Here is a 24,362-nt window from a genome sequence, read left to right as displayed (position 1 = left end):
TGGATGCCAGCGGCCCCCCGCGGGGCAGGGAGTGATCACGGAGTGCACGTCGTCATCATGGGCTGCGGACGCGTCGGGTCGACGCTCGCCCGGACCCTGGAGAAGCGCAGCCACACAGTGGCGATCATCGACCAGTCGGCCGACTCGTTCCGTCGGCTGAGTGCGAACTTCTCCGGCCGCACGATCACCGGCATGGGGTTCGACCGGGAGGTGCTGATCGAGGCCGGGATCGAGGACGCCGAGGCGTTCGCGGCGGTCTCCAACGGCGACAACTCCAATATCCTCGCCGCGCGCGTCGCGCGGGAGAACTTCGGGATCGAGAACGTCGTCGCCCGGATCTACGACCCCGGGCGCGCCGAGGTCTACCAGCGGCTCGGCATCCCGACCGTCGGCACGGTGAAGTGGACGGTGGACCAGATGATCCGCCGGCTGCTGCCGAGCGGGTCCGAGCCCGAGTGGCGCGACCCGTCGGCGACCATCCGGCTGGCCGAGGTGCACGTGCACTCCGGCTGGGTCGGGCGGGCGGCGTTCGACCTGGAGAAGGCCACCGGCGCCCGGGTCGCGTTCCTGACCCGGCTCGGCGAGGGTCTGCTGCCCAAGGCAGACACCGTCATCCAGGAGGGTGACCTGGTGCACGTCGTCATGCTGGAGACCGCCGCCGCGGCGGTCGAGGCCCAGCTCGGCGCCAAGCCTGAGGAGCTGTGATGCGGGTAGCCATCGCCGGCGCGGGGAACGTCGGCCGCTCGATCGCCGGCGAGCTGCTGGAGAACGGGCACGAGGTCCTGTTGATCGACAAGGACCCACGGGCGATCAAGGCCGAGTCGGTGCCGCGCGCCGAGTGGCTGCTGGCCGACGCGTGCGAGCTGTCCTCGCTGGAGGAGGCGGCGCTGCAGCGGTGCCAGGTGGCGATCGCGAGCACCGGTGACGACAAGGTGAACCTGGTCGTCTCGCTGCTGGCCAAGACCGAGTTCGGCGTACCGCGCACTGTTGCCCGGGTCAACCACCCGCGCAACGAGTGGATGTTCAACGAGGCGTGGGGCGTGGACGTGTCGGTGTCGACGCCGCGGATCATGTCGGCGCTGGTCGAGGAAGCGGTCTCGGTCGGCGACCTGGTCCGGCTGTTCACCTTCCGCCAGGGCGACGCGAACCTGGTCGAGCTGACGCTGCCCGAGGACTCCCCCATGATCGGCCTGCGCGTCGGCGACATCGACTGGCCGACCGACACCGCACTGGTGACGATCATCCGCGAGGGCCGCGTGCTGCGGCCGGACCCGGAAGGCACCTTGGAGCTGAACGACGAACTGCTGTTCGTCGCGGCGGACGAGACCGAGGAACAGCTCGAGGACATGCTCTCCCCGCACCACCGGAAGTGAGTAGTTGGGGGAAGGCGGTGCCTTCCCCCAACGGCTACTTCTTCTTGCCGCCGCCCAGCAGGTGGGTGATGTGGTCGCGCGCCTCGTCCCACTTGTCCGGGGGCAGCGAGCCACGCAGTACGGCGTACGCGAGCCACAGCGCGAGGGCGTAGAACGGCAGGCCGAGGCCGACCTTCGCGATTCCCAGGGCGTTCAGGCTGCCGGCCAGGTACAGCGGCACCTGCACGACCAGCCGGATCGCGAACAGCGCGACGAACACCCAGGTGGCCCGGCTGAATCCGCGCAGCATCGCGGGGTCGCGGCGCCACGCCGTACCGGTCTGGGTGATCAGGCCGTACAGCAGGCCGAACAGCGGCCAGCGGATCAGCACGGTGATCAGGTAGAGCAGGCCGTAGCCGACGTTGGTCAGCAGGCCGGGCAGGTAGACGTCCTCGGCGTTGCCGCTGCGGTTCGCCACCCAGGCGGAGATCAGGACGCCGACGAAGCCGCCGAGCACGTTGCGCAGGGGCTGCTTGCGCACCAGCCGCAGTACGGCGACCGCCGCGGCACAGCCGATCGCGACGAGCAGCGCGAGCTTCAGGTCCTTGTCGCTGGCGCTGTAGACGATCAGGAACGCGATCCACGGCAGCCCGATGTCGAGCAGCGCGCCCCAGCCGCCGAGCGCCTGGAAGAAGTCCTTGTCGGTGGTCTTCGGCCGGTCGTCGGTGGAGGTGTCCGGCTGGTCGCCGGTCAGCTCCGACTCCGCGGCCTCGAGCTCCGGCCGCAGGATCCCGGCCAGCTCCTCGTCGGTCGGCCGCTTCGGGGCCTGGTCGGCGTCACGGCCCAGCTGAGGGTCCGAGTCACGGTTCAGGTCCTGATCACGGCCCAGGCCAGGGTCGATGGTCCCGTCCAGGTCCCGGTCGGTCCCGGAGTCCGTGTTGGTGTCACGGCCGGCCCGCGGCTCAGCCATGCGCGGCCGTCGGACGCAGCTCGTAGCGCGGGTTGAACATCACCCGGTCGCCGTCGACCACTCCGATCCGCCCGGACGCGATCAGCTCCGAGCCGGGGTGGATCCCGGCGATCTTGCGCCGGCCGAGCCAGACCAGCTTCACCGTTCCGGTGCCGTCGTACAACTCGCCCTCCAGGGCCGGGACACCGCCGCGCGGGCTGAACGTGATGGTGCGCAGCGTCCCGTACAGCGTCACCATCTCCCGGTCGTGACAACCGGTGATCGACCGCGCGCCACAGTCGTGGGCGAAGTCCTTGAGTACCTCGGCGTCCTGCTCGTCCTGGTCGCCGGCCAGGCCGCGGAAGGCACGCCGCCACAACCCTGCGGGTTTGTCGCTCCCCATGAGATCAGTGTAATCCGCGCGCGAACGCGCCGAACCGGAATCCGGACATCGGGATCAGGCCTCTTCCTCGGCGGCCGGCTGCGCACCCGCGGGCAGCTTCAGCGCCAGCGACTCGCGCGGCGCCATCGGCTCCGAACCGCGGACCACGACGACGTTGCGGAAGGCCTGCTCCATCGGCGGTGCCGCGTCCGGCTCGACCGCGGCGCGACCGAGCACGGTGCCGCGCAGCAGCCAGCGCGGGCCGTCGATGCCGATCACCCGCGAGGTCTGGCTGAAGATCTGGCCCTCGGGGTCCTGCACCGGTACGACGAGCACGAGCTCGGTGCCGAACGGGCCCTCGGTCTCCGACGCCGTCCCGCCCATCTTGGTGGCCTCGCCCGCGATCTCGCGGCGGACCTCGTCCCAGATGCCGGCCGTCTTCGGGGCGGCGAACGCGCGCAGCTCCAGCGCCGAGTCCTCCAGCACCAGCAGGATCGCCTGGACGTCGCCACTCTGCTCGTCGACCTGCAGCCGCAGCTCCATGCCCGGCAGGCCGGTGATCACCAGCGCGCCGAGGTCGATCCGGTCCTCGGCCTCCAGCGTCGCCGGGTCCACCTCGGTCACGTCGAACGGGCCACCCGCGGTGTCCTGGCCGGCCGCGGCGGTCGAGGACTCCTCGGTGCCACTGCCCTCGGTGTCGCTGCCCTCAGCGCCACTGTCCTGGGTGCCACCGTCCTCGGCGGTCTCGCCGGTCGTCGTCTCCTCGACGGCGTCCACGGTCTCCGGGGCGTCCTCGTTCTTGGCCTTGCGGCGGAAGATCACTGCTCTTGCCTACTTCCTCGATCGTCAGTCTTCTGGGGGCGGCACGAACCCCGCCGTAGTCTCCCGTACCCGCAGGTCAGCGGGCGGCAACCTGATCAGCGTGTCACATCACCGAAACCGCCGGTCGAGCCGTGTCCCCCGGTACCGCGCGCGGAGCCCGGCAGGGTGGTCACCTCGACGAAGCGGGCCTTCTCGACCTGCTGGACCACCAGCTGCGCGATCCGGTCGCCACGCCGCAGCGTGACCTCTTCGTGCGGGTCGTGGTTGACCAGGCACACCTTGATCTCGCCGCGGTAGCCCGCGTCCACCGTGCCAGGTGCGTTGACGATCGACACCCCGTGCTTCGCGGCCAGTCCGGACCGCGGGTGCACGAACGCGGCGTACCCGTCCTGCAGCGCGATCGCGATGCCGGTGCCGACCAGCTGACGCTCCCCCGGCTTCAGCGTGACGTCGTGCGAGGCCACCAGGTCGGCGCCCGCGTCGCCCGGGTGCGCGTACGACGGCAGCGGCAACTCCGGGTCGAGCCGCTGGATCAGTACCTCGGTCATGGGTTCACCTCGTAGTCGTGGACCTGCTCGGTCGTCATGTCGGTGCCGTGCTCGACGAAGTGCTCCGGCGGTACGACGACGAAGACAGCGCTCGCCCTCAACGCCACACTGCCCTCGGGTCCCAGCCGCCCGACGGCCTTGGCGTACATCCGCCGTCCGGCGAAGCCCAGGCAGCGGGCCGTCAGGAAGAGCGTCGTACCGACCGGCACCGGCCGGATGTAGTCGGTCTCGAGCCGCCCGGTCACCATCGGCCGCCGCAGCAGCCAGGACAGACCGCCCAGCGTCTCGTCGAGCGCCAGCGCCAGTACGCCGCCGTGCGCGAGACCAGGTGCGCCCTGGTGATCAGCAGTCACGGTGAACTCGCCGCTGATGCTCACCTCGGGCCCGGCAGTAGACACCAGCCGCAGCCCGGTCGGGTGCGAAGGCCCGCAGGCCACACAGTTCTCGTAGTGCGACGGCAGGACCGTGCCGGGAGCAGGTGCCTCCGGGTGACGCTCCGGCGGCTCCAGCTCACGCTGCGGGGTCGCAGAGCGGGTCGGGGGCTCGATCACAGGAGGCGACCCTACCTACGCCACCTGTTGAGCCACATGCCAGGCTGGTCCTGTGACGAACTATCGGGAGCGGTTGAGCGTGCCGGTGCGCTGGTGGATCATCGCCGCCCTACTCGTCCTGACCATCTGGCTGATCGTCGCGGTCCCCGCAGGCCAGCCGGCCGGCCTGGTCGCCGGTGGGGTGTGCGCTGTCCTCCTGGCCGCGCTCTTCGTCCGGTACGGCGGTGCGCTGGTCGAGGTGGACGCCGAGCGGCTCCGCGCGGGCAAGGCCTCGATCGAGCGCGAGTACCTCGGCAAGGTCGAGCCCCTGACCGGCGAGGCCGTCCGGAACGCGTTCGGCCGCGACTGCGACCCGGCGGCGTACCTGGTGCTGCGCAGCTACCTGCGGGGCGCGGTGCGGGTCGAGATCACCGACCCGCACGACCCGGCGCCGTACTGGCTGATCGCCACGCGGAACCCGGAGCGGCTCGCAGCGGCTCTGACGGAGAGCAGCGTGGCAAGATCCTGAAGTCACGGGATCAGCTAGAGGAGGCAGTGGTGATCGGAGCCAAGATCGGCTGGAAGCTGGTGCTGGCGGTCTTCACGATGGTGGTCGGACTGGTCGCCAACAAGGCGGTCAACACGGCCTGGAAGATCGGGTCCGGCGGGAAGCCGCCGAAGAAGGGCAGCACCGAGGCCGGCTACGTCGAGGTGGTCAGCTGGGCGGTCGCCAGCGGCGCGGCCGCGGCGGTCGCCAAGCGGTTCGCCGAGCAGCGGGCGGCGCAGTACTGGCTGAAGTCCACCGGGCGCCTGCCCCCGGGCTTCGAGACCGAGGCCGTCAAGGGCGCGGCCAAGGACGTCGTGAAGGCCTAGAACGCACCAAGGGACCGGCCCCCGGAAGGGGGACGGTCCCGTGTTTGGTACGGATCAGCCGAGCAGGGCGACCGTGCTGTGTGTCAGGCAGCGCAGTCGCGGCAGATCAGCTGGCCGTTCTTGCTGTTCGCGAGCTGGCTGCGGTGGTGGACCAGGAAGCAGCTCGAACAGGTGAACTCGTCGGCCTGGCGCGGGAGAACCCGTACCGCCAGCTCCTCGTGGCTCAGGTCGGCGCCGGGCAGCTCGAAGCTCTCGGCCGCCTCGGCCTCGTCCTCGTCGACCTTGCCGGAGTTCTTGTCGTGACGGCGAGTCTTCAGCTCTTCGATCGACTCCTCGCTGGAGTCCTCGTCCGTCTTGCGCGGGGCGTCGTAGTCAGTCGCCATGGTGTTTCCCTGCCCTCTTCGTACCCGTGGTGTTGCCTGCTGAGCCCAGGAACGGATAACACGCCCGAGAAATTCCGCCCGGAATCCTCTGGTCCCCCGAAACCCTTGACAGACAGGCTGGGACCGGACTCGCTTCCGCTCCCGAGGCAGGGATTGTGCCCTATAACCCGGCCATCACGCGCGCCGGGGTCCACCTTCTGACCCGCGTGTCGAGGAAATTGTCAGGACCGAACAGAAGTTTGCGCGTTACCGCCCCGTACAAGCAGCTTGTGTGCACAAACGAGCACGGGGACTGCGCGCGGGGTGCCGCGGCTACTGACGCAGCGGGTCCGCGGCCGCGAGGGCGTCGTGTAACGCATCGAACACCGCGGGCGTGGCGGCAATCGACATCTCCGGCGAGACCGGGGCGCCGTTCAGGCCGCCGACGCGCGCTCCGGCCTCGGAGGCGACCAGCGCGCCGGCGCCGTAGTCCCACGGGTTCAGCCCGCGCTCGTACACCGCGTCCAGCCGCCCGCAGCCGACGTAGCAGAGGTCGATCGCGCCGACCCCGATCCGCCGGATGTCGCGGACCTTGGCGATCAGGTGCTGGACGACCTCGGCCTGCACCAGCCGCCGGTCCGGGTCGTAGCCGAAGCCCGTCCCGACCAGGGCCCGGTCGAGCGACGTACAGTCCGAGACCTGGATCGGCTTGCCGTCCAGGAACGCGCCGCCGCCGAGTGTCGCGGTGAACACCTCGCCCTTGGGCGCGTCCACGACCACCCCGGCGACCGTCACGCCGTCCTGCTCGACCGCGATCGAGACGGCGTACGTCGGGATGTCGTACAGGTAGTTGACCGTGCCGTCGATCGGGTCGACGACCCAGCGGACGCCGCTGGTCCCGTCGATGTCGTCGCCCTCCTCGCCGAGGAACGAGTCGTCCGGCCGCGCCTCGAGCACTCGGGCCCGGATCAGCTCCTCGGACTCACGGTCGACGGCGGTCACGATGTCGGTCGCGGTGCTCTTGGTGTCGGCCACGGTGATCGTGCCGCGGCGCCGCTCGACGATCAGCTCGGCCGCCTCGGTGGCGACCGTGACGGCCAGCTTCAGCAGTTCCTGCGGGGTGCTCATGCGGTGTCCTTCGGTCCTGCTGTCGTTGGTACGGCGGTCTGGGTGGAGGTGGTCGGCCGGCGCAGGGCCGGGCAGCAGTCGGGGCGGCAGTTGTCCCAGCCGGGGCCCAGCTTGCCCACGCAGGGCCGCTCCGGCTGCTCACCGCGCTCGGCCTCGGCCCGCTCGACCACCAGGTCGCGCAGCATCGTCACGAACCGCGCGTCGGTGCCCGGCGTCGCCGCGCGGGCCATCGGCAGGCCCAGCTTGTCCGCGGTCGCCGCGGCCTCGGTGTCGAGGTCGTAGATGACCTCCATGTGGTCGCTGACGAACCCGATCGGTACGACGGCCACGCCGGGCACCCCGGCCGCGGCCAGCTCCTCCAGGTGGTCGTTCACATCCGGCTCGAGCCACGGGACCTGCGGCGGGCCGGAGCGCGAGCAGTAGACCAGGTCGGTCCGGCGCGTGACGCCGGTCCGCCGTTCCAGCTCGGCGGTGATCTCGGCGGCGACGTCCAGGTGCCAGCCGACGTACCCGTCGCCGTCCGGGCCGCTGGTCGCGTTCATCGCGGTCGGGATCGAGTGCGTCACGTAGGCGATCGCCGCGCCCTCGGGCAGCTCGCTCAGCGCGGCCGCGGTCGACTCGACGAAGGACCCGACGAAGCCCGGGTGGTTCGCGTAGTGCCGCAGCTTGTTGATCACCGGCGCGTTCTCGACCGCGGCGGTCGCGTCGGCCAGGTTCTCCCGGTACTGCCGGCAACCCGAGTACGACGGGTAGGCGCTCGTCACGATCACCACCGCCCGGCGGATCCCGTCCGCGGCCATCTCGCGCAGCGTGTCGGTCAGGTACGGCGCCCAGTTGCGGTTGCCCCAGTACACCGGCAGCCCCAGGCCGATCTCGTCGAACGACTCCCGCAGCGCGGCCAGCAGGGCCCGGTTCTGGTCGTTGATCGGGCTCTTGCCGCCGAAGCCGTAGTAGTGCTCGCCGACCTCCTTGAGCCGCTCGTCGGGGATGCCACGGCCGCGGGTGACGTTCTGCAGGAACGGCAGCACGTCCTCGGGTTTCTCGGGTCCACCGAAGGACAGCAGCAGCACGGCGTCGTACGGGTCGGAGTCAGTGCGAGCCGGGGTGGAATCGGCGCGGGCCGGATCGGGCGACACGGGGTGGACCATGTCACGAGTTTGTCAGGCCCTCCGGATACGGTGTGCACGGTCCCCCATGCTGATGCCCTACGTCCCCCTCATGCGCCGTCCCGGTGCTGCCGCGTTCTGCGCCGCCGGGATCCTCGGGCGTATGCCGATCTCGATGATCGGGCTGGGCATCGTGATCCTGATCGCCCAGGAGAGCGGCTCGTACGGGCTGGCCGGCGCGGTCTCCGGTGTGGCTGTGGTCGCCGGTGCGATCACCGGACCGATCCAGGGCCGCCTGGTCGACCGGTTCGGGCAGCGCAGCCTGCTGCTGACCGGCAGCGTGCTCTGCACGATCGGCCTGGCCGGGCTCCTGCTGGCGGTCCGGGCCGACGCCCCGACCGCCCTGCTCTACCTGCTGTCGTTCCTGGCCGGCGCTACTCGTCCGCAGGTCGGTTCGTTCGTCCGGGCCCGCTGGACTCACCTGCTCGGTCGCGGCCGGGCGCTGCAGACCGCGTTCGCGCTGGAGGCGGTCGGCGACGAGGTGGTCTTCATCATCGGCCCGGTGCTGGTCACCGCGCTGGCGACCCAGGTCAGTCCGTACGTCGCTCTGGCGACCGCCGGCGTGCTCGGGCTGGCCGGCGGCACCTGGCTGGCGCTGCTGCGGCGTTCCGACCCGCCTGGTCGCGGCAAGGCCAACGGGGCCGAGCAGGCTCCGTTGCCGTGGCTGTCGCTGCTCCTGCTCAGCCTGATCGGTCTGGGGCTGGGCGCGACGCTCGGTAGTGCGGAGGTCGTCACTGTGGCCTTCACCGCCGAGCAGGGGCAGCCGGGGATGTCCGGCGTCGTACTGGCGGTGTGGGCGTTCGGGTCGCTGCTGGCCGGGCTCTGGTACGGCTCGGTGCACTGGCGGGCGCCGGTGGAGCGCCGGCTGCTGATCGGGACGATCCTGCTGGCCATCTCGCTCGCGCCACTCCCCTGGGTCGGCAACACCGTCGTACTGGGTGGAGTGCTGTTCTGCGCCGGGCTGACGATCGCACCGACGATGGTGGCGGTCACGGCCTGCGTCGAGGAGTGGGTGCCGCCGCAGCGGCTGACCGAGGCGATCACCTGGACGGTCACGGGGATCCTGCTCGGTGTTGCTCCCGGCAACGCGGCCGCTGGTCACGCGGTCGACCTGTGGGGCGCCTCGTCGGCGTACTGGGTGCCGGTGTTCATCGGCGTACTCTGCGCGGGGGTTGCCGGGGTGTCGATCACGTTCGCTCGGCCGAAGACGGTGTTCGCCCATAACTAGCGCGGCAGCGGGGCGTTCCAGCCGCGGCGGATGGCGATCAGGCGGATCAGGAAGCAGATGACTGCGGCCGTCACCGGCACCCACAGCTCCTCGTAGTCGAGCGCCGCGGCGACGACCACGATGCCGGCGCCGAGGAAGGCCGGGGTCGCGTAGATCTCCGAGCGCAGCACGACGGGCACGCGGCCGGACAGGATGTCGCGGATCACTCCGCCGCCGATGCCCGAGATCGTGCCGAGCAAGGCCGCGGGCAACGGCGAGAGTCCGTAGCTGGTCGCCTTGACCGCGCCGGTCACGCAGAACAGCGCCAGGCCGGCCGCGTCGAAGATGTTCACCAGCCGCTCGACCCGGCCGATCCGCGGGTGCAGGAAGAACGTGAGCAGCCCGGCCACCACGGGGACGACGAGGTACCGCCAGTCCTGCAACGCGGCCGGCGGTGTCGCGCCGATCAGCACGTCCCGCAGGAACCCACCGCCGAGCCCGGTCACCAGCGCCAGCACCTGGATCCCGAACACGTCGAGCTTCTTCCGTACGCCGACCAGCGCCCCGGTGATCCCGAACACGAAGATGCCGACCAGATCCAGCACGTGCAGCACCACAGATCCGTCCATGCTGCGCACGCTAACCGTCCACAGGCCACCAGAAATGAGAGGCTCGCTGGACGCCCGGGCGGCTAGGGTCTGCGGCATGTCCGGACCACCAGTCGTCGACTACACCGCCACCTCGGCCCGCCCCGGCTGGGACACGCTGCCCGCCGCCCTGCAACACGCGCTGGCCGTTGCCCTAGGCACCGAGATCGCCGAGGCCGGCCGCCCGGTCGGCTCTGGCTTCACCGGCGGTTTCGCAGCCCCCGTCACCCTCGCCGACGTCCGCGAACTCTTCGTCAAGGCAGCCCCCGACACCCTCCACGCGTACGGCGCCTACCAGCGCGAGGCAGAGATCGTCCCGCAACTCCCGGACGCCGTCCGAGTCCCAGCAATCGTCGCAACGGCGACAGCCGAACTCCCCGCGACCACCACCCAAGCCCCGGCGATCGTCGCAACGACGGCAGCCGAGCCCCCCGCGACCACCACCCAAGCCCCGGCGATCGTCGCAACGACGGCAGCCGAGCCCCCCGCCACCGCCCAAGTACCGGCCCCCGCCAGGGAGTCGGCCCCCGCAGCCAGCACGACCAAGTGGTTTGCTGTTGCCTCCGAGCGGATCCCCGGCCGCATGCCCGGCTCACCCTGGACCGTCGCCGACTTCGCCGCCGTCACCAGCGCCTGCGAGACCATGGCCGACGCCCTCACACCCACTCCCCTGGCCGGCCTCGACGTCCTCGTCGCCGACATCGCCTCCGGCGGCTGGCCGATCGACCTCCCCGACCAGATCCGCTCCGGCGACCGCCCGCTCCCGCCCGGCTTCCAGCCCTGGCTCCCCGACGTACTCCACGAGCTGACCGACCTCATCGCGCTCTACCCCGAGGCCCTCGCCGGCGACACCGCCATGCACAGCGACCTGCGCCCCGACAACCTCCTCATCGACCCGGCCGGCACCTGCTGGACCGTCGACTGGAACTGGCTCTCCCTCGGCCCGAGGTGGTTCGACTGGTCCTGCCTGCTCCCGATCGCCCAGTACGAAGGCATCGACACCCAGGCAGCGATCACCAGCTCACCGCTCACCGCCGACGTCCCCGCCGACCACCTCGACTGCGGCGCGGCCGTCATCGCGGCGTACATGCTCCACGACCTCGACACCCCACCCCCGGCCGGCTGCACCCCCGAACTCCGCCGCCACCAGCGCCTCTACGCCTGGACCTTCCTCGACTGGCTCGCGATGCGCCGAGGCTGGTCCAGCTAGTCCAGGTGAAAGCCCAACTCCCGAGCCGCCTTCGTCGGCACCGGATCGGCCCACCGGTTCGTGTAGTTCGCCGACGTCGCCAGCGACCGCGGCTCCAGCTTGTCGACGTACACGGTCCCACTCAGGTGATCGGTCTCGTGCTGGAAGATCCGCGCCTGCCACCCGGACAGCGCCCGCTTCCGCCGCTCACCGGTCGGATCGGTGTAGACCGCGTCGACCTTCAGCGGCCGGTTCACCACCCCCGTGTACCCCGGCATGCTCAAGCACCCCTCGTAGAACCCCCGACGCGTCCGCCCGACCGGCTCGTACGACGGATTGATCGCCGCGAAGAACTCCAGCGGGTACCGCTCCCGTGCCTCCGCGACCTCCGCCGGCACGGTCGCCGGATCCTCCATCACGGCCATCCGCAGCGAGATCCCGACCTGCGGCGCGGCCAGCCCGACCCCGGGCGCCGCCTTCATCGTCCGCCGCAGCAGCTCGACGAACGCGGTCAGCAGCTCGCCGTCCAGCTGCCCGTCGTACGGGTCGGCCTTGCGGCGCAGCACCGGATCGCCGAGCGCCACGATCGGCGCGACGTCGTCGCGGTACAGCTCGACCAGCGCCTCGACACGGTCCTTCACAGTGCTCGTAGTGCTCATGGCTCCTCGAGAGGTGGTCACGTGGGCGGTCAGTGGCGCGACCAGCGAACTCGCGAGCAGCAGTCGACGGGACACCCGCACGGCTCACTCCGATCGGTCGGTTTCTCCCCCGCAGCATAAGATCGTATACATGAGCAAAGGCCCCGTGACGCGCTACAAGGTCGAGGTTCAGGACGGTGCGAAGACGTCGCGGCGCGAGGACGTCGTGGTCACCGAGGAGCCGCTCGAGCTCCGGCTGGAGTGGCCCGGCCGACCGCCCGAGGCGCTGGTCGTCACGATGCGCACGCCGGGGTCCGACTTCGAGCTGGCCGCCGGGTTCTGCCTCGCCGAGGGCTTCGCCGTACGGCCGGACGCGATCCGTACGGTCGCCTACTGCACCGACTCCGTCCTGACCCGTGAGCAGCAGTTCAACACCGTGACGGTCACCTTCGACGGCCCGCCCGACCGCGAGCCCCCGCAGCGGTACGGCGTGACCTCGGCCGCGTGCGGCGTCTGCGGCCAGCAGAGCCTCGACGAGCTGGCCGAGCGCGAGTACGACCCGGTCGACCCGGTCGAAGCTCCGCTCGACCTCGTACTGCGCCTGCCCGATCTGCTGCGCGACGCGCAGCCCACGTTCGGGCGGACCGGCGGTTTGCACGCGGCCGGACTGTTCACCACCGACGGCCGCAAGGTCGTCGTCAAGGAGGACGTCGGCCGGCACAACGCGGTCGACAAGGTGGTCGGCTGGACCGTGCTCAACCAGCACAGCCGCAAGGGCCTGGTGCTCGCCCTCAGCGGCCGCGCCGGCTACGAGCTGGTCCAGAAGTCGGTCGCCGCCGGTATCGGCATGATCGTCGCGGTCGGCGCGCCGTCCAGCCTCGCCGTCGACCTGGCCCGGAAGTTCGGCATCACGCTGGCCGGCTTCACCCGCGGCGAGCGCTGTGTGATCTACAGCGCACCCGAGCGCATCCTCAGGTAGGAGACCCATCCGCCACGGCCTCTGCTCCGAAGCTCTTCCGACCGAGTTCTGACGAGCGAAGAGGATGCCCGTGAGCGAGGAGTCGACAGCTCTTCCGTGGCCGGTGGTGACCGGCACCGGCGGTACGACGCCTGCCGAGCTGATGGCCCGGGTGGCGCGTGGTGACACCGACGCGTTCTCGGTCCTCTACGACCAGATGACGCCGCGGGTGTTCGGACTGATCCGGCGCGTGCTGCGCAACCCGGCCCAGTCCGAGGAAGTCACCCAGGAGGTGATGGTCGAGGTCTGGCGGACCGCCACCCGGTACGACGCCGACCGCGGCTCACCGACCTCCTGGATCCTGACGATGGCGCACCGGCGCGCGATCGACCGGGTCCGCTCGGAGCAGTCGGCCACCGACCGGGAGCAGGCCGTCGCCGCGGCCAGCTCCACCACGGCGTACGACGAGGTCGCCGAGGCGGTCACCACGAATCTCGAGGTCGAGCAGGTCCGCCACTGCCTGTCGGCCTTGACCGAGCTGCAACGCGAGTCGGTGACGCTGGCCTACTACGGCGGCTACTCCTACCGCGAAGTGGCCGAACTGCTGGACGCGAAGCTGGCAACGATCAAAGCGCGGATGCGCGACGGCCTGATCAGGCTGCGCGACTGCCTGGGTGTGACGGGGAGGTGAGGGCCATGACAACACCGGACGTGCACATGCTGACCGGTCCCTACGTACTGAACGCACTGCCCGAGGACGAACGGATCGGGTTCGAGGCGCACCTGGCCGACTGCCCGTCGTGCCGGTCAGAGGTGGCCGAGCTGAGGGAAGCGGCCAACAAACTCGGGACGGCGGTTGCGACGCCACCGCCGGCCGCGCTGAAGGCACGGGTCCTGTCGGAGATCGCGGCGACCCGGCAGCTCCCGCCGATCGTCACCGACACCGACGCCGAGCTCGAGCCGGCCGAGGTCGCCACACCGCTCAGGGCACGCCGTACGCGTCGCTCGATGCTCGCCCTGGCCGCCGCGGCTCTGGCCGTCGCCGCCACCGGCGGGATCGCCATCGACCAGTACCGTGACAGCCAGGAGGTCGAGCAGCAGAACAGGGACCTGGCCGGCCTGCTGGCCCAGCCCGACGCCCGCACAGCCCGCGGAGCTGTGGCTGGTGGCGGCAGCGCGGCAGTAGTGCTGTCCGCCCGGCAGGACCGAGCGATCGTCCTCTTGCGCGGCCTGCCCAAGCTGCCCGACGGCAAGACCTACCAGCTCTGGCTGATGGACAAGTCCCGGACCCCGCACTCGGCCGGCCTGGCCACCCCGGAGACCACCAGGCTGTTCACCGGCGGCATCAAGGACAAGACCGCGCTGGGCATCACCGTCGAGAACTCCCCCGGCGCCGTGACTCCCACCGAGCCCATCATCGCCATGGTCCAGATGGCCTAGCCTGGACCCGTGCCGTACTTGATCGCCGCGCTCGCGCTGACCATCACGCTGGCCGCCTTCACCGGGCTGGCCAGGTGGTCACGCAAACGCGGCACGGCAGGTTCCGGCCTCAGCGCGGCGATGGCGGCGTACGACGAGGCGTACCACACCACGGCGTACAGCTCCCACCAGGAGCAACGGGCGGCCGCAGACCGGAAAGCCCAGCAGGGCTCTCCGGACGACCTGTGATCACTGCAGCTTGATGAAGGTTGCCCGGGGCACGTACTCGTAGCGGTCGGGCATGCAGGTCAGGATGATGACCTGGCCGTGGTCGCCGGCGCGGCCGAGCAGGGTGCCCATGTCGCGCAGGCGGGCCTTGTCGGACCAGCCGAGGGCGTCGTCGAAGATGACGGGCACGCTGTTCTCGGTGGTGCTGACCAGGTGGCTGATCGCGAGCCGGGTGATGATCGCGAGCTGTTCCTGGGCGCCGGTGGACAGCGACTCGATCCGCAGCCGGTTGCCGTCCAGCTCGCGTTCGGCGACGGCCAGGTCGTCGTCGAGCCAGACGCGGAACGTCGGCCCGTAGACACTGCGGCCGAGCGCCTCGATCCTGCTCTGCAAGGGCTCCGAGTACTTCGTCTGCGCCGCGGCCCGGTGCCGGCCCAGCGTCTCGTGCACTCGCCGTGCGGCCTCGGCCCGGCGTTGCAGGTTCTCGTGCTCGGCCCGTACGGCGGCCAGCTCCACCCCCGCCGTGTCCTGCCGAGTCGCCAGCCCGTCACGCCCCGACTGCTCCAGCCGGCCCTCCGTCGTACGGAGTGAGTCGCGCAGGGTGTCCCGCTCGCCCTGCAGCCGCCCGGCGACCGCCAACGCGTCAGCCAGCTCGCCCTCGACGTGGTCGGCCCCGGCAGCGTCCACCTGCTCCTGCACGGCGGTGTACTCCTCCAGCACAGCCTCGACCTCGCCGGTCGCCTGCTCCTCGGCCGCGTCGACGTCTTCGTCGGCGAGCACTGCACGAGCCGCCTCCAACGAGGCCGTCGCCGCAGCAACGCGCTCAGCCGCCAGCTCCGCCCGGGCCCGCGCCTGCTGCGCCTCGGACCGGTCCTCGTCGGCCGCCTTCCGCGCCTGCGCCGCCGCGAACTCCGCGTCGGCCAGCAACCGCTCCGCCGTCGCCAGCTCGGTCCGCGCGTCCTCCAGCGCACGCTGCGCACCGGCCAGGTCGTCCGGCGCCAGCGGCTCCGGCATCACCAGGTCCTCGAAGTCGAAGGTGTCCTCGGCGAACTCCTCGAACAGCGACATCTGTCCCGGCACGTTCTCCACCGCCGGCTGCTGCTTGCCCTTGGGCGTCTCGTCCTCGTCCTCGGCCGGCTCGTCGCCGAAGACGCCCAGCCGCGCCGCCAGCAAGGCGATCCGCTCCCCCGGGTCACCGCCGGCGGTCAGCGACCGCTCGGTCCGCCGGGCCTCCTGCAGCTCCGCCGACGCGGTATCGCTCTTGCGCAGCAGCTCCCGCGCAGCCTGCAGGTCACGGACCTTGGCCCGCTTCAGCAGGTCCGTCTCCCGCCGTACGGCCTCGTCGACCAGCGACCGCAGCGAGGCCGCGTCACCCCCGGCGCGAACGGTCACCTCGAGCTGACCCGGTACGCCGATGTGCAGCTCGCCGGACACGAGCATCGACAGCTCGGCACCCTCCGCCAGCTGCGGCGGAACCTCGACGCCGTGAGCGTCCAGCCCGGTCCCGGTCAGCGAGACCTCCTCGGCGCCGAGCCGTCGTACCAGCACATCCGGTACGCCGGCCGCCAGCGCCGCCCGCGCCTCGACCACCCTCGCCCGCGAGTCCTCCAGCTCGGCAACCAGCGCGTCGGTCACCTTGATCCCGTCAAGCACCCGCGACGCCGCGGCGATCCGGGCCCGTACGTCGGCCAGCTCGGCCTGCTGGCCGGTCAGCCGGTCCAGCTCGGCGCGGTCCATCAGCTCGGACACCCGCTGCTCGGCGTGCTGCACGTCACCGCGCCGGTCGTCCTTCAGCTCGACCACCTCGGCCAGCGCGGCCTCGGCGGCGTGCAGCGTGTCGGTGGAGGCCTTGGCGACCTTCTCCGCCTCGGTGCGCAGCTCGGCCAGCTCACCGGCGGCCGTGGTGAAGCGCTCGAGCTCGGTGAGCAGCCGCTCGCGCTCCAGCCGGGTGCGGGTGTGGTTCTCAAGCCGGGCCCGCGCCGTCTCGGCCCGGGCGCGCACCGAGTCGCGCCGCAGCAGGATCTCGTCGGTCTCCTTCTTACGGACCCGCAGCTCCTCGACGGACTTGAGGTGCTCGGCCAGCCTGCTGCTGAGGTCTTCCAGGTCGAGAGCGAGCCGCTCGGCCCGGCGGATGTCGGCGACGACCTCCTCCATCGCCTTGGCGGCCTGCGCGGATCGCAGCTCGGCCGCGGTCACCGCCTGGGCCGACTTGGCGAAGTCCCCGGTCGGGCGGCCGCGCGGCGTCCAGTACCGCAGGAACTCGTGCTCGACCGCGGAGACCAGCGGCATCGAGGCGCCGTCGACCGGCGTACCGGACTCGGCGGTGACGGCGGTGATCAGCGGCTCGGCGTCGGCGGGCGTCGGCAGGATCAGCGACTGGCCCTGGCTGACCATGAGGGTTTGCCAGAGCACCGGGTCGACGTTCTCGGTGAAGAGCCGCTCGGCCTCGTTGTGCGCCTCGCGACCGGTGAACGTCTGGCGGCGGCCGTCCGGCGTGACCACGGACAGCTCGGTGGACCGGTTCTTCAGCCAGCGCTTGGTGTAGGTCAACTCGCGGCCGCCCAGGGTCAGCTCGACCGTCACCTCGGGCGCGACGTCGTGGCCGACCGGCTGGACGTCGGCGATCCGCTTGGACTTGGAGTCGTCCGGGAAGTCGAAAACCAGCGCGAACGCCTCGACCAGGCTGGACTTGCCGACCTCGTTGTCACCGACCACGACGGTCGTACCGATCGCGGGCAGCTGGACAGTGCGCTCCGCGACGCCGCGGAAGTTCCGCAGCGTCAGGCTGTGCAGTCTCATCCGGCGTCCCTGGCCAGACGGTGCATCAAGGTCAGCGCGGCACCGGCCGCCTCGTCGCCACCGGCGAGCGCCTGCCGCAGCTCCTCCATCGCCGCCCGGGCCGGACCGCTCAGCTGCAGCGCGTCCAGGTCGGCGGCCTCCGGCGCGGGCCGGACGGTCCAGAACTTGGGCCACTTCTCGACGCTGGCGAACACTTCGCCCAGCGCGTCGAGCGTCGCGTCCAGCCGGCTCATCAGCGGCAACGGCAGCGACCCATCGGCGGCCAGCCGCACGTACGTCCGCTCCTTGTCCGGCAGCTCGGCGAACCAGTCCTCCAGCGCCTTCAGCGACTCCTCGCCGTCCAGCTCCGCGTGGTGCTCGACCATGTGCCACGCGCCGACCCGCTGCGGCTCGACGGTGATCGCGTCCCCGGTCAGCGTCACGGCCAGCACGTTGCCCGGATGCGTCTCCTCCGGCGCGGTGACCTCCTGCGTCCCGGAGAACCAGATCCGCTCGGTCACCTCGGTCATCGAGTGCCGGTCGCCGAGCCCGACGTACTGCAGGCGCCCGTCCTCGACCGCGGCCTCGAGCGCCGCCTGGTCGATGGTCGGTACGTCGGACATGCCGCCGCTCAGGCTGGTCAGCTGCCCGTGCGCGAGCAGGATCCGCCGTACGGCGGGCTGGGCGCCCTTCGCGCCACCTGTGCCGCTGCCCTTCGCGCCGCCCGTGCTGCTGCTCGTCGCGCGGCTCTTGGCGCTCTGGGCGACGGGCTCGAGCCCGGCGTAGCCCGGGGCTGCCGGGTCCGACACCGGCCGGCGCGAACGCCAGGGCGCTCCGACGATCTCGACCCCCGGCACCACCTCGAACGGCCTCTCATCGGTCACCACCCGCACATGGTCCGGCTTGTGCGCGGCCCACTGCGCCGACGTCCACAACGAGCCCGGCTCGAGGGCATCGTGGTTACCCGGCAGCAGCACCACCGGCACCGGGATCCGCTTCAGCGCCTCGCACGCGCGCAGGATCGTCTGCCGCTCGACCTGGTTGTGCTCGAACACGTCCCCGGTGACCACCAGGAACCGCGCACCGGTCCGTTCCGCGACCTCACCGATCCGCGCGACAGCGTCCAGCCGCGCCTGACCCCACCGGGCCTGACCGTCCGGCCCCAGGAACCGGCGCATCATCCCCAGCTGCCAGTCCGAACTGTGCAGAAACGTGATCGATTCGTCCATCGCGCGAGAACGCTAACCCGACCCACCGACTACCGCCCAACCCAACACACCCACAACCCCTCGACCGCCCGGCATCCGAACACCCATTCGGAATCTCCCTGACAGAACACCGACTCTTTCCGGTCTGGTCCGCTCCGCCGGCGCGGCCGCGAAACCCCGTTGCCGTGCCGCCCGTCCATCACCCAGGATCGGCGCATGGAGACGTACCTGGAGACCGCGCGCCTGGTGCTGCGGGAGTTCACGAGTGGGGACGTGGAGCTGCTGGTCGGGCTGGACTCGGATCTCGAGGTGATGCGGTTCCTGACCGGGAAGGTGACGCCGCGGGACGAGATCGAGAACAAGGTGCTGCCGGGGATGCTCGACGTCTACGCGCGGCACCCGGGGCTGGGGACGTTCGCGGCGCACGAGAAGGCGACGGGCGAGTTCGTGGGGTGGTTCGGGCTGCAGCCGACGGCGACGCCGGGGACGGTGGACGTGGGCTACCGGCTGCGGCGCCAGACCTGGGGCCACGGGTACGCGACCGAGGGGACGCGGGCGCTGATCGCCAAGGCGTTCACCGACCTCGGGGCCGAGCGGGTGGTGGCCGACACGATGGCCGTCAACACCAAGTCCCGGAGGGTGATGGTGAAGTCGGGGCTGCGGTTCGTGCGGGTGTTCCACGTGGTCTTCGAGGATCCGTTGCCGGGGACCGAGCACGGCGAGGTCGAGTACGCCGTCGACCGGGAGACCTGGTCAGCTGAGGCCTGCCGCGACGCATAGGGGACACTGATCTCCGTGCCTGACGACAAGCCGCCGTACGCCGTACTGGACATCGACGCGACGCTGTCCGACACCAGCCGGCGCGTCCATTTCCTGAACAGGAAGCCGAAGGACTGGGACTCGTTCTTCGCCGGCGCCAAGGACGACGCGGTGCTGGACGAGGGACTGGCTGTCGCGACCCAGCTGGCCGAGGGGCACGAGCTCGTCTATCTCACCGGCCGGCCCGAGCGGCTGCGGCGGGACACGGTGAAGTGGCTGAAGGACAACGGCTTCCCGGACGGACAGCTGTTCATGCGGCGCAACAACGACCGCCGGCCGTCGGCGACGATGAAGCTCTACCGCTTGGAGCAGCTCAAGGCCGATCGCCCGGTCGCGATCCTGGTCGACGACGACGTCAAGGTCTGCGCCGCCGCTGAGAAGGCCGGCTACACCGTGCTGAGGGCCGACTGGGGACTCGATGCCGAGACCCAGCCGACCCTCTTCGAGGCCCAGGAGAACGAGGGCCGGACGTAGGACCTACTTGCTCAGACCCACGATCAGCACGTTCGGGTACGGCGGGTAGGCGCCCAGGTAGAAGTCCTGCACCTTCGACCCGTGCAGGAACGCGTTGGTCGCGTAGAGCAGCGGGACCAACGGCGCGTCGCCGAGGATCTGCTGGTCCAGCGCGGCCCACTGGGCCGCGGCCTTGGTGTGGTCCGGCTCACCGGTCGCCGCGGCGATCGCGGTGTCGACGGCCGGGTTGGAGTAGCGCGACAGGTTGTACCCGCCGTTGCCGATCTCCGACGAGGCGAACAGCGGCTGGATGTTGCCGATCGCGCTCGGGAAGTCCGGCAGCCAGCTGCCGACGGTCAGGTCGTAGTCGCCCTTGGCGTTGGTCTGCACCTCGGTCAGCGCCTCGGCCTCGTACGGCTTGATGGTGACGGTGATCCCGGCCCGCTTCAGGCCCTGCTGGATCGCCTGCGCGACGCCGAGCTTCTGGTTGTCCGCGGCCAGCACCAGGTTCAGGTTCGTGGCTCCCGCGGCGGCGAGCATCGACTTGGCCTTGTCGGGGTCGCCCTGCGGCGGCGCCTGGTACAGGTCGAACTTGGTGTAGCCCTCGATGCCGGGCGTGATCAGCGTGGTCGCGATCTCGCCACCGAACTCCGGGCCGCCCTCGGCGACCTGGACGGCCTGCTTGTCGACGGCGTACTGGATCGCCTTGCGGACCTCCGGGTTGGCCAGCGCCGGGCGCTTGTTGTTCATCGCCAGGTACTGCAGCGCACCGGACGGCGACGTCGCCACCCGGGCCTTGACCGCGGCGTTGCCGGTCACGGTCGGGATCAGCGCGGCCGGCACCGACGTCCCGGTGGTGGCGGCGAACTGGTCGTCGCCGGCGTCGGCGATCAGCCGCTGGTTGATGACGTCGGGCTGCAGACCCATGTCGGTGACGATCGTGTCCGGCAGCGCGGTCCGCGCCGGGTCGGTCGCCTGGTCCCAGTTCGGGTTGCGCTCCAGCTCCAGCTTCGAGCCCGGCGCGTACGACTTGATCTGGTAGGGGCCGCTGGCCACGGGGTCCTCACCGTAGTGCGCCGGGTCGGTGTCGGCCTTCTTCGGCACCGGCGAGAAGGCCGGCATGCTGACGATCCACGGCCAGTCGCCGTACGGCTTGTTCAGCTTGAACACGATCGTGGTGTCGTCCGGCGCCTCGATCGACGTGAGCTGCTGGCCCTTGTACGGGCCGGTGTACTTCTCGGCGCCGGCCAGCAGGGACTTGTGGTAGCCCAGACCGCCGGACAGCTCCGGCGCGAACGACCGCTCGACGCCGTACTTGAGGTCGGCGGCGACGATCGGCGAGCCGTCGGCGTACTTCAGGCCCGGCTTGAGCTTGTACGTCCAGGTCTTGCCGCCGTCGCTGACCTGCCCGGTGTCGGTGGCCAGGTCGGGCACGATCTCGGCGCCCTTGCCCTCGGTGGTCTTCCACGAGGTCAGGCCGCGCAGCACCAGGTGGATGCCGCTGATGCCGAGGTTCTGGCTCTTGGCCGGGTCGTAGCTGATCTCCTTGCTGGTGCTCAGGATGTGGAACGTGCCGCCCTTCTCGGCGGCCGCGTCGCTGCCGCCGGCGCCGGGCGTGGACTTGTCGTTGGCGTTGCAAGCGGCCAGCGCGAGGGCCAGCGCCCCTGCGACAGCGACCGCCCGGGTGATGCTCTTCATGGTGTCCTCTCAGACGTGGGGGGTTCAGAGGATTCGGGGAAGTAGCAGGCGGCACGGTGCTCGCCGCCGACTTCTTCGAGACTCGGCCGGACCGTCGCGCAGACGTCCTGGGCCTTGTAGCAGCGGGTCCGGAACGGGCACCCGGAGGGAGGGTCGATCGGCGTGGGGACGTCGCCGGTCAGCACGATCCGCTCCCGCACCGCGCCGGGTTCGGGAACCGGTACGGCGGACAGCAGCGCGCGCGTGTACGGGTGGGCCGGGTTCGCGTAGACGTCCGCGGCCGGGCCCTCCTCGACGATCGTGCCGAGGTACATCACCGCGATCCGGTCGGCCACCTGCCGTACGACGGCCAGGTCGTGCGCGACCAGCACGTACGACAGGCCGAGCTCGTCGCGCAGATCGGCCAGCAGGTTGAGCACCTGGGCCTGGACCGAGACGTCGAGCGCGGAGACCGGTTCGTCGCAGACCAGCAGGTCGGGCTTCACCGCGAGCGCGCGGGCGATGCCGATCCGCTGGCGCTGGCCGCCGGAGAACTCGTGCGGGTACCGCTCGAGGTGCTCCTCGGACAGCCCGACCTGGTGCAGCAGCTCGATCAGCTGGGCCCGGGTCGGTTTGATCCCCTGGGCGCGGAACGGCGTGCTGAGGATCGTGCCGACCGACTGCCGCGGGTTGAGCGAGGCCTGCGGGTCCTGGAACACCATCTGGATCTTGCGCCGGACAGGCCGAAGCCTGCGGCCGCGCAGCGTGGTGACGTCCTGGCCGGCGATGCTGACCCGGCCCTCGGTCGGGTCGAGCAGCCGCATCGCGAGCCGCGCCAGCGTCGACTTACCCGACCCGGACTCCCCGACCAGCCCGACGGTCTCGCCCTTCCGTACGACGAAGTCGATCCCGTCGACGGCCCGCACAGGACCCTTGGAACGGAAGCCGTGCCCGCCGAAGTACTTCTTGACCCCAGTCAGCCGAAGCAGTTCCTCGCCGCCGGCGGGCACCTCGCGGACCTCCACGTTCTCCCCGCTCACGGCGCGACCTCCGGCCGGCGCCCGAGATGGCACGCCGCCTCGTGATCGCCTTCGCCCGGACGCGGCGTCAGCTCGGGCCGCTCGGTCACGCACCGCTCCCCCACCTGGTGCGCGTACGCACACCGCGGCTGGAACGGGCACCCCGTCGTGATCGACCCCGGCGACGGCGGGCTCCCCGGAATCGTCGCCAGCCGGTGCCTCGGCGGTACGTCGACCCGCGGCATCGCGCCGAGCAGCCCCAGGCTGTACGGATGCGCCGCCCGGAAGAACAGGTCGCGGACGGTCCCCCGCTCCGCCGCGCGCCCGGCGTACATCACGAGGATGTCGTCGGCGACCTCCGCGACCACCCCGAGATCGTGCGAGATCAGCACCAGCGCGGTGCCGAACTCGCGCTGCACGTCCTCCAGCAGCCGCAGGATCTGCGCCTGGACGGTGACGTCGAGCGCTGTCGTCGGCTCGTCCGCGATCAGCACCTTCGGGTCGTTCACCAAAGCCATAGCGATCACGACCCGCTGCCGCATTCCCCCGGAGAACTCGTGGGGGTAGGCGCGGGCCCGTTGCGCAGCCGACGGGATGCCGACCAGATCGAGCATCCGGACCGCCCGTTTCCACGCGTCCTTCTTGGACGTGTCGTGGTGCAGCCGGTACGCCTCGGCGATCTGCCAGCCGACGCTGTAGTACGGGTTGAGCGCGGACAGCGCGTCCTGGAAGACCAGCGCGATGTCGTTGCCGCGGATCGTGCGCAGCTCGTCCTTCGGCAGCCCGATCAGCTCGCGGCCGCCGAGCAGCACCTCGCCTTTCACCGTGGCGTTCGACGGCAGCAGGCCCATTACCGCGGCCGAGCTGACGCTCTTCCCCGAGCCCGACTCGCCGACGATCGCCAGCGTCTGCCCGGGCGCGACGGCGAAGTCGATCCCGGCCACGGCCGGCACCGGGCCGCCCTCGGTCGTGAACGTGACGTGGAGGTCGTGGACCTCCAGCACCGGCTGATCAGGCATGGCCCACCCTCGGGTCGAGAACTCCGTGCAGGACGTCCACCACGAGGTTGGCCAGGATCACCAGGAACGCCGAGAACAACGTCACGCCGACCACCACCGCGACGTCGAGCTGCCCGACACCGCTGATCAGCAGCTCGCCGAGACCCTGCATGCTGAACACCTTCTCGGTCAGGATCGCGCCGCCGAGCAGGCTGCCGAGATCGAGCCCGAAGATCGTCACGATCGGCACCAGGACGCCCCGCAGCCCGTGCAGTACGACGACCCGCCCCTCGCCCGCGCCCTTGGCCCGGGCCGTGGTGATGTGGTCGAGGTTCAGCTCCTCGAGCATCTGCGCCCTGGTCAGTCTGATGTACGACGCCGCGTTCAGCGCCGCGAGCACCAGCCACGGCGTGATCAGGTGCCAGGCCCAGTCGACCGGGCTCTCGGTGAACGGCACGTAGCCGTTGACCGGCACCATGTTGAGCCAGAAACCGAAGACCAGGATCGCCAGCAGCCCGACCAGGAACGACGGCGAGGCCACGCCCACCAGGGCGAACCCGACGGCCGCGCGGTCGAGCAGCTTGCCCCGCTTGAGCGCCGCGCCGACACCGAGCGAGACGCCGATGATCAGCCAGAGCACGGCCGCCCCGAGCGCGATCGACGCCGTGACCGGCAGCCGGCTGAGGATCAGCGTCGTGACCGGGCGGGCCAGCGGGAACGAGTAGCCGAAGCAGGGCGCGTTGCACTGGACGGTCGCGGCGCCCTCGCCGAAGCTGCGGCCGGCGACGATGCCCTTGAGGAAGTTCACGTACTGCTGGACGACGCTCTGGTCCAGCTGCATGAAGTGCCGCGCCTGCTCCAGGCGGTCCGGCGTACAGGGCTTGCCGCAGCCGAGTCGGGCCGGGTCGGCGGGCAGCGCGTAGAAGATCAGGTAGACGGCCAGGCTCAGCGCGAGCATCACCAGCACGGTCGCCAGCAGGCGGCGGATCACGAACCACAGCAGGTCGGGCAT

28 protein-coding genes are annotated in these 24,362 nt (G+C 71.0%); 12 read left to right on the top strand and 16 right to left on the bottom strand.

The genetic code is table 11. From position 1 onward, the window contains the following. Positions 1-42: 42 nt before the first annotated feature. Positions 43-705, top strand: a complete 663-nt coding sequence (locus tag HDA39_RS07120; protein WP_184794435.1) for an NAD-binding protein — start codon at positions 43-45, stop codon at positions 703-705. After that, positions 705-1,373, top strand: coding sequence for a potassium channel family protein (locus HDA39_RS07115; RefSeq protein ID WP_077016494.1), 669 nt, complete (start codon positions 705-707; stop codon positions 1,371-1,373). The genes HDA39_RS07120 and HDA39_RS07115 overlap by 1 nt, the downstream gene beginning before the upstream one ends. A 34-nt stretch (positions 1,374-1,407) precedes the next feature. On the opposite strand, the gene HDA39_RS07110 is transcribed toward HDA39_RS07115, so the two are convergent. The 5 genes from HDA39_RS07110 to HDA39_RS07090 all read right to left on the bottom strand — a co-directional run bounded on the left by HDA39_RS07110 (position 1,408) and on the right by HDA39_RS07090 (position 4,604). Next, positions 1,408-2,322 (bottom strand): DUF3159 domain-containing protein, encoded by a 915-nt coding sequence (locus HDA39_RS07110; protein WP_184794434.1) that lies wholly within the window; start codon positions 2,320-2,322, stop codon positions 1,408-1,410. Then, positions 2,315-2,704 (bottom strand): OB-fold nucleic acid binding domain-containing protein, encoded by a 390-nt coding sequence (locus HDA39_RS07105; protein WP_184794433.1) that lies wholly within the window; start codon positions 2,702-2,704, stop codon positions 2,315-2,317. The genes HDA39_RS07110 and HDA39_RS07105 overlap by 8 nt, the downstream gene beginning before the upstream one ends. Before the next feature lie 54 nt (positions 2,705-2,758). Continuing rightward, entirely contained in the window at positions 2,759-3,505 is a 747-nt protein-coding gene (locus HDA39_RS07100; protein WP_184794432.1) for a DUF3710 domain-containing protein, read from the bottom strand. A gap of 95 nt (positions 3,506-3,600) precedes the next feature. Then, entirely contained in the window at positions 3,601-4,053 is a 453-nt protein-coding gene (gene dut / locus HDA39_RS07095; RefSeq protein ID WP_184794431.1) for a dUTP diphosphatase, read from the bottom strand. After that, the gene (locus HDA39_RS07090; RefSeq protein ID WP_184794430.1) at positions 4,050-4,604 is read right to left on the bottom strand and encodes a hotdog domain-containing protein; all 555 of its coding nucleotides are present in this window, start codon (positions 4,602-4,604) and stop codon (positions 4,050-4,052) included. The genes dut and HDA39_RS07090 overlap by 4 nt, the downstream gene beginning before the upstream one ends. A gap of 52 nt (positions 4,605-4,656) precedes the next feature. On the opposite strand from HDA39_RS07090, the gene HDA39_RS07085 reads away from it, so the two are divergent. Continuing rightward, positions 4,657-5,112 carry a DUF3093 family protein gene (locus HDA39_RS07085; RefSeq protein ID WP_184794429.1) on the top strand — a complete coding sequence of 152 codons (456 nt, stop codon included), beginning with the start codon at positions 4,657-4,659 and terminating at the stop codon, positions 5,110-5,112. 29 nt (positions 5,113-5,141) lie between these two features. After that, positions 5,142-5,456 carry a DUF4235 domain-containing protein gene (locus HDA39_RS07080; RefSeq protein ID WP_184794428.1) on the top strand — a complete coding sequence of 105 codons (315 nt, stop codon included), beginning with the start codon at positions 5,142-5,144 and terminating at the stop codon, positions 5,454-5,456. A gap of 83 nt (positions 5,457-5,539) precedes the next feature. Here the strand turns inward: HDA39_RS07080 and HDA39_RS07075 are convergent, their stop codons facing one another. The 3 genes from HDA39_RS07075 to HDA39_RS07065 form a co-directional block, all read right to left on the bottom strand. Beyond that, complete coding sequence (locus HDA39_RS07075; RefSeq protein ID WP_012921380.1) at positions 5,540-5,839, bottom strand: DUF4193 domain-containing protein; 300 nt, start codon at positions 5,837-5,839, stop codon at positions 5,540-5,542. Between the two features lie 312 nt (positions 5,840-6,151). Beyond that, positions 6,152-6,946 carry an inositol monophosphatase family protein gene (locus HDA39_RS07070; protein WP_184794427.1) on the bottom strand — a complete coding sequence of 265 codons (795 nt, stop codon included), beginning with the start codon at positions 6,944-6,946 and terminating at the stop codon, positions 6,152-6,154. Continuing rightward, a complete protein-coding gene (locus HDA39_RS07065) occupies positions 6,943-8,094 on the bottom strand; it encodes a ferrochelatase (RefSeq protein ID WP_184794426.1) in 1,152 nt (383 codons plus the stop codon). Before HDA39_RS07065 ends, HDA39_RS07070 begins: the two co-directional genes overlap by 4 nt. A 46-nt stretch (positions 8,095-8,140) precedes the next feature. Between HDA39_RS07065 and HDA39_RS07060 the strand changes: the two genes are divergently transcribed. Next, entirely contained in the window at positions 8,141-9,340 is a 1,200-nt protein-coding gene (locus HDA39_RS07060) for an MFS transporter (protein ID WP_184794425.1), read from the top strand. Here HDA39_RS07060 and HDA39_RS07055 read toward each other — a convergent pair. Then, a complete protein-coding gene (locus HDA39_RS07055; protein ID WP_184794424.1) occupies positions 9,337-9,948 on the bottom strand; it encodes a trimeric intracellular cation channel family protein in 612 nt (203 codons plus the stop codon). The genes HDA39_RS07060 and HDA39_RS07055 overlap by 4 nt on opposite strands. A 76-nt stretch (positions 9,949-10,024) precedes the next feature. Between HDA39_RS07055 and HDA39_RS07050 the strand changes: the two genes are divergently transcribed. After that, positions 10,025-11,176 (top strand): phosphotransferase family protein, encoded by a 1,152-nt coding sequence (locus tag HDA39_RS07050; protein ID WP_184794423.1) that lies wholly within the window; start codon positions 10,025-10,027, stop codon positions 11,174-11,176. Here HDA39_RS07050 and HDA39_RS07045 read toward each other — a convergent pair. After that, a complete protein-coding gene (locus HDA39_RS07045; RefSeq protein WP_184794422.1) occupies positions 11,173-11,814 on the bottom strand; it encodes a peptide deformylase in 642 nt (213 codons plus the stop codon). The two genes, HDA39_RS07050 and HDA39_RS07045, sit on opposite strands and share 4 nt — an antisense overlap. 130 nt (positions 11,815-11,944) lie before the next feature. Between HDA39_RS07045 and fdhD the strand changes: the two genes are divergently transcribed. The 4 genes from fdhD (at position 11,945) to HDA39_RS07025 (ending at position 14,419) form a co-directional block, all read left to right on the top strand. Continuing rightward, positions 11,945-12,772 (top strand): formate dehydrogenase accessory sulfurtransferase FdhD, encoded by an 828-nt coding sequence (gene fdhD, locus HDA39_RS07040; protein WP_184794421.1) that lies wholly within the window; start codon positions 11,945-11,947, stop codon positions 12,770-12,772. A gap of 70 nt (positions 12,773-12,842) precedes the next feature. Next, positions 12,843-13,442: a sigma-70 family RNA polymerase sigma factor gene (locus HDA39_RS07035; protein ID WP_337925659.1), complete on the top strand. Its 600-nt coding sequence runs from the start codon at positions 12,843-12,845 to the stop codon at positions 13,440-13,442. 5 nt (positions 13,443-13,447) lie between these two features. Next, a complete protein-coding gene (locus HDA39_RS07030; protein ID WP_184794420.1) occupies positions 13,448-14,191 on the top strand; it encodes an anti-sigma factor in 744 nt (247 codons plus the stop codon). Positions 14,192-14,200: 9 nt separating this feature from the next. Next, the gene (locus HDA39_RS07025) at positions 14,201-14,419 is read left to right on the top strand and encodes a hypothetical protein (RefSeq protein WP_184794419.1); all 219 of its coding nucleotides are present in this window, start codon (positions 14,201-14,203) and stop codon (positions 14,417-14,419) included. Here HDA39_RS07025 and HDA39_RS07020 read toward each other — a convergent pair whose 3' ends face one another. Then, entirely contained in the window at positions 14,420-17,197 is a 2,778-nt protein-coding gene (locus HDA39_RS07020) for an AAA family ATPase (RefSeq protein WP_184794418.1), read from the bottom strand. Continuing rightward, positions 17,194-18,405 carry a metallophosphoesterase family protein gene (locus HDA39_RS07015; protein ID WP_184794417.1) on the bottom strand — a complete coding sequence of 404 codons (1,212 nt, stop codon included), beginning with the start codon at positions 18,403-18,405 and terminating at the stop codon, positions 17,194-17,196. Before HDA39_RS07015 ends, HDA39_RS07020 begins: the two co-directional genes overlap by 4 nt. 195 nt (positions 18,406-18,600) lie before the next feature. On the opposite strand from HDA39_RS07015, the gene HDA39_RS07010 reads away from it, so the two are divergent. Together HDA39_RS07010 and HDA39_RS07005 are read left to right on the top strand one after the other, a co-directional pair. Next, the gene (locus HDA39_RS07010) at positions 18,601-19,164 is read left to right on the top strand and encodes a GNAT family N-acetyltransferase (RefSeq protein ID WP_184794416.1); all 564 of its coding nucleotides are present in this window, start codon (positions 18,601-18,603) and stop codon (positions 19,162-19,164) included. A 15-nt stretch (positions 19,165-19,179) separates the two neighbouring features. After that, positions 19,180-19,677, top strand: a complete 498-nt coding sequence (locus HDA39_RS07005) for a phosphatase domain-containing protein (RefSeq protein WP_184794415.1) — start codon at positions 19,180-19,182, stop codon at positions 19,675-19,677. Between the two features lie 3 nt (positions 19,678-19,680). On the opposite strand, the gene HDA39_RS07000 is transcribed toward HDA39_RS07005, so the two are convergent. Genes HDA39_RS07000 through HDA39_RS06985 form a run of 4 tightly spaced genes read right to left on the bottom strand, consistent with a single transcriptional unit; the run spans position 19,681 to position 24,362 of the window. Continuing rightward, positions 19,681-21,354, bottom strand: a complete 1,674-nt coding sequence (locus HDA39_RS07000; protein ID WP_184794414.1) for an ABC transporter substrate-binding protein — start codon at positions 21,352-21,354, stop codon at positions 19,681-19,683. Then, positions 21,351-22,373: an ABC transporter ATP-binding protein gene (locus tag HDA39_RS06995; RefSeq protein ID WP_337925658.1), complete on the bottom strand. Its 1,023-nt coding sequence runs from the start codon at positions 22,371-22,373 to the stop codon at positions 21,351-21,353. The genes HDA39_RS07000 and HDA39_RS06995 overlap by 4 nt, the downstream gene beginning before the upstream one ends. Beyond that, positions 22,370-23,371: an ABC transporter ATP-binding protein gene (locus HDA39_RS06990; RefSeq protein WP_184794413.1), complete on the bottom strand. Its 1,002-nt coding sequence runs from the start codon at positions 23,369-23,371 to the stop codon at positions 22,370-22,372. The genes HDA39_RS06995 and HDA39_RS06990 overlap by 4 nt, the downstream gene beginning before the upstream one ends. Continuing rightward, on the bottom strand, positions 23,364-24,362 hold the full coding sequence (locus HDA39_RS06985; RefSeq protein ID WP_184794412.1) for an ABC transporter permease: 999 nt from the start codon (positions 24,360-24,362) through the stop codon (positions 23,364-23,366). Before HDA39_RS06985 ends, HDA39_RS06990 begins: the two co-directional genes overlap by 8 nt.

This window comes from Kribbella italica, from assembly GCF_014205135.1.
Classification (GTDB): domain Bacteria; phylum Actinomycetota; class Actinomycetes; order Propionibacteriales; family Kribbellaceae; genus Kribbella; species Kribbella italica.
Note: the sequence above shows the minus strand (reverse complement) of the source record. Positions and strands in the feature narration are given on the sequence as shown.

Bases quoted from the DNA above. Each gene is read 5' to 3' on its own strand.
- HDA39_RS07050 (WP_184794423.1), top strand. From the start codon at position 10,025: ATGTCCGGACCACCAGTCGTCGACTACACCGCCACCTCGGCCCGCCCC.
- HDA39_RS07045 (WP_184794422.1), bottom strand. From the start codon at position 11,814: ATGAGCACTACGAGCACTGTGAAGGACCGTGTCGAGGCGCTGGTCGAG.
- HDA39_RS06990 (WP_184794413.1), bottom strand. From the start codon at position 23,371: ATGCCTGATCAGCCGGTGCTGGAGGTCCACGACCTCCACGTCACGTTC.
- dut (WP_184794431.1), bottom strand. From the start codon at position 4,053: ATGACCGAGGTACTGATCCAGCGGCTCGACCCGGAGTTGCCGCTGCCG.
- HDA39_RS07015 (WP_184794417.1), bottom strand. From the start codon at position 18,405: ATGGACGAATCGATCACGTTTCTGCACAGTTCGGACTGGCAGCTGGGG.
- HDA39_RS07075 (WP_012921380.1), bottom strand. From the start codon at position 5,839: ATGGCGACTGACTACGACGCCCCGCGCAAGACGGACGAGGACTCCAGC.
- HDA39_RS07065 (WP_184794426.1), bottom strand. From the start codon at position 8,094: ATGGTCCACCCCGTGTCGCCCGATCCGGCCCGCGCCGATTCCACCCCG.
- HDA39_RS07110 (WP_184794434.1), bottom strand. From the start codon at position 2,322: ATGGCTGAGCCGCGGGCCGGCCGTGACACCAACACGGACTCCGGGACC.
- fdhD (WP_184794421.1), top strand. From the start codon at position 11,945: ATGAGCAAAGGCCCCGTGACGCGCTACAAGGTCGAGGTTCAGGACGGT.
- HDA39_RS07000 (WP_184794414.1), bottom strand. From the start codon at position 21,354: ATGAAGAGCATCACCCGGGCGGTCGCTGTCGCAGGGGCGCTGGCCCTC.
- HDA39_RS07030 (WP_184794420.1), top strand. From the start codon at position 13,448: ATGACAACACCGGACGTGCACATGCTGACCGGTCCCTACGTACTGAAC.
- HDA39_RS07115 (WP_077016494.1), top strand. From the start codon at position 705: ATGCGGGTAGCCATCGCCGGCGCGGGGAACGTCGGCCGCTCGATCGCC.
- HDA39_RS07020 (WP_184794418.1), bottom strand. From the start codon at position 17,197: ATGAGACTGCACAGCCTGACGCTGCGGAACTTCCGCGGCGTCGCGGAG.
- HDA39_RS07105 (WP_184794433.1), bottom strand. From the start codon at position 2,704: ATGGGGAGCGACAAACCCGCAGGGTTGTGGCGGCGTGCCTTCCGCGGC.
- HDA39_RS07055 (WP_184794424.1), bottom strand. From the start codon at position 9,948: ATGGACGGATCTGTGGTGCTGCACGTGCTGGATCTGGTCGGCATCTTC.
- HDA39_RS06985 (WP_184794412.1), bottom strand. From the start codon at position 24,362: ATGCCCGACCTGCTGTGGTTCGTGATCCGCCGCCTGCTGGCGACCGTG.
- HDA39_RS07070 (WP_184794427.1), bottom strand. From the start codon at position 6,946: ATGAGCACCCCGCAGGAACTGCTGAAGCTGGCCGTCACGGTCGCCACC.
- HDA39_RS07010 (WP_184794416.1), top strand. From the start codon at position 18,601: ATGGAGACGTACCTGGAGACCGCGCGCCTGGTGCTGCGGGAGTTCACG.
- HDA39_RS07060 (WP_184794425.1), top strand. From the start codon at position 8,141: ATGCTGATGCCCTACGTCCCCCTCATGCGCCGTCCCGGTGCTGCCGCG.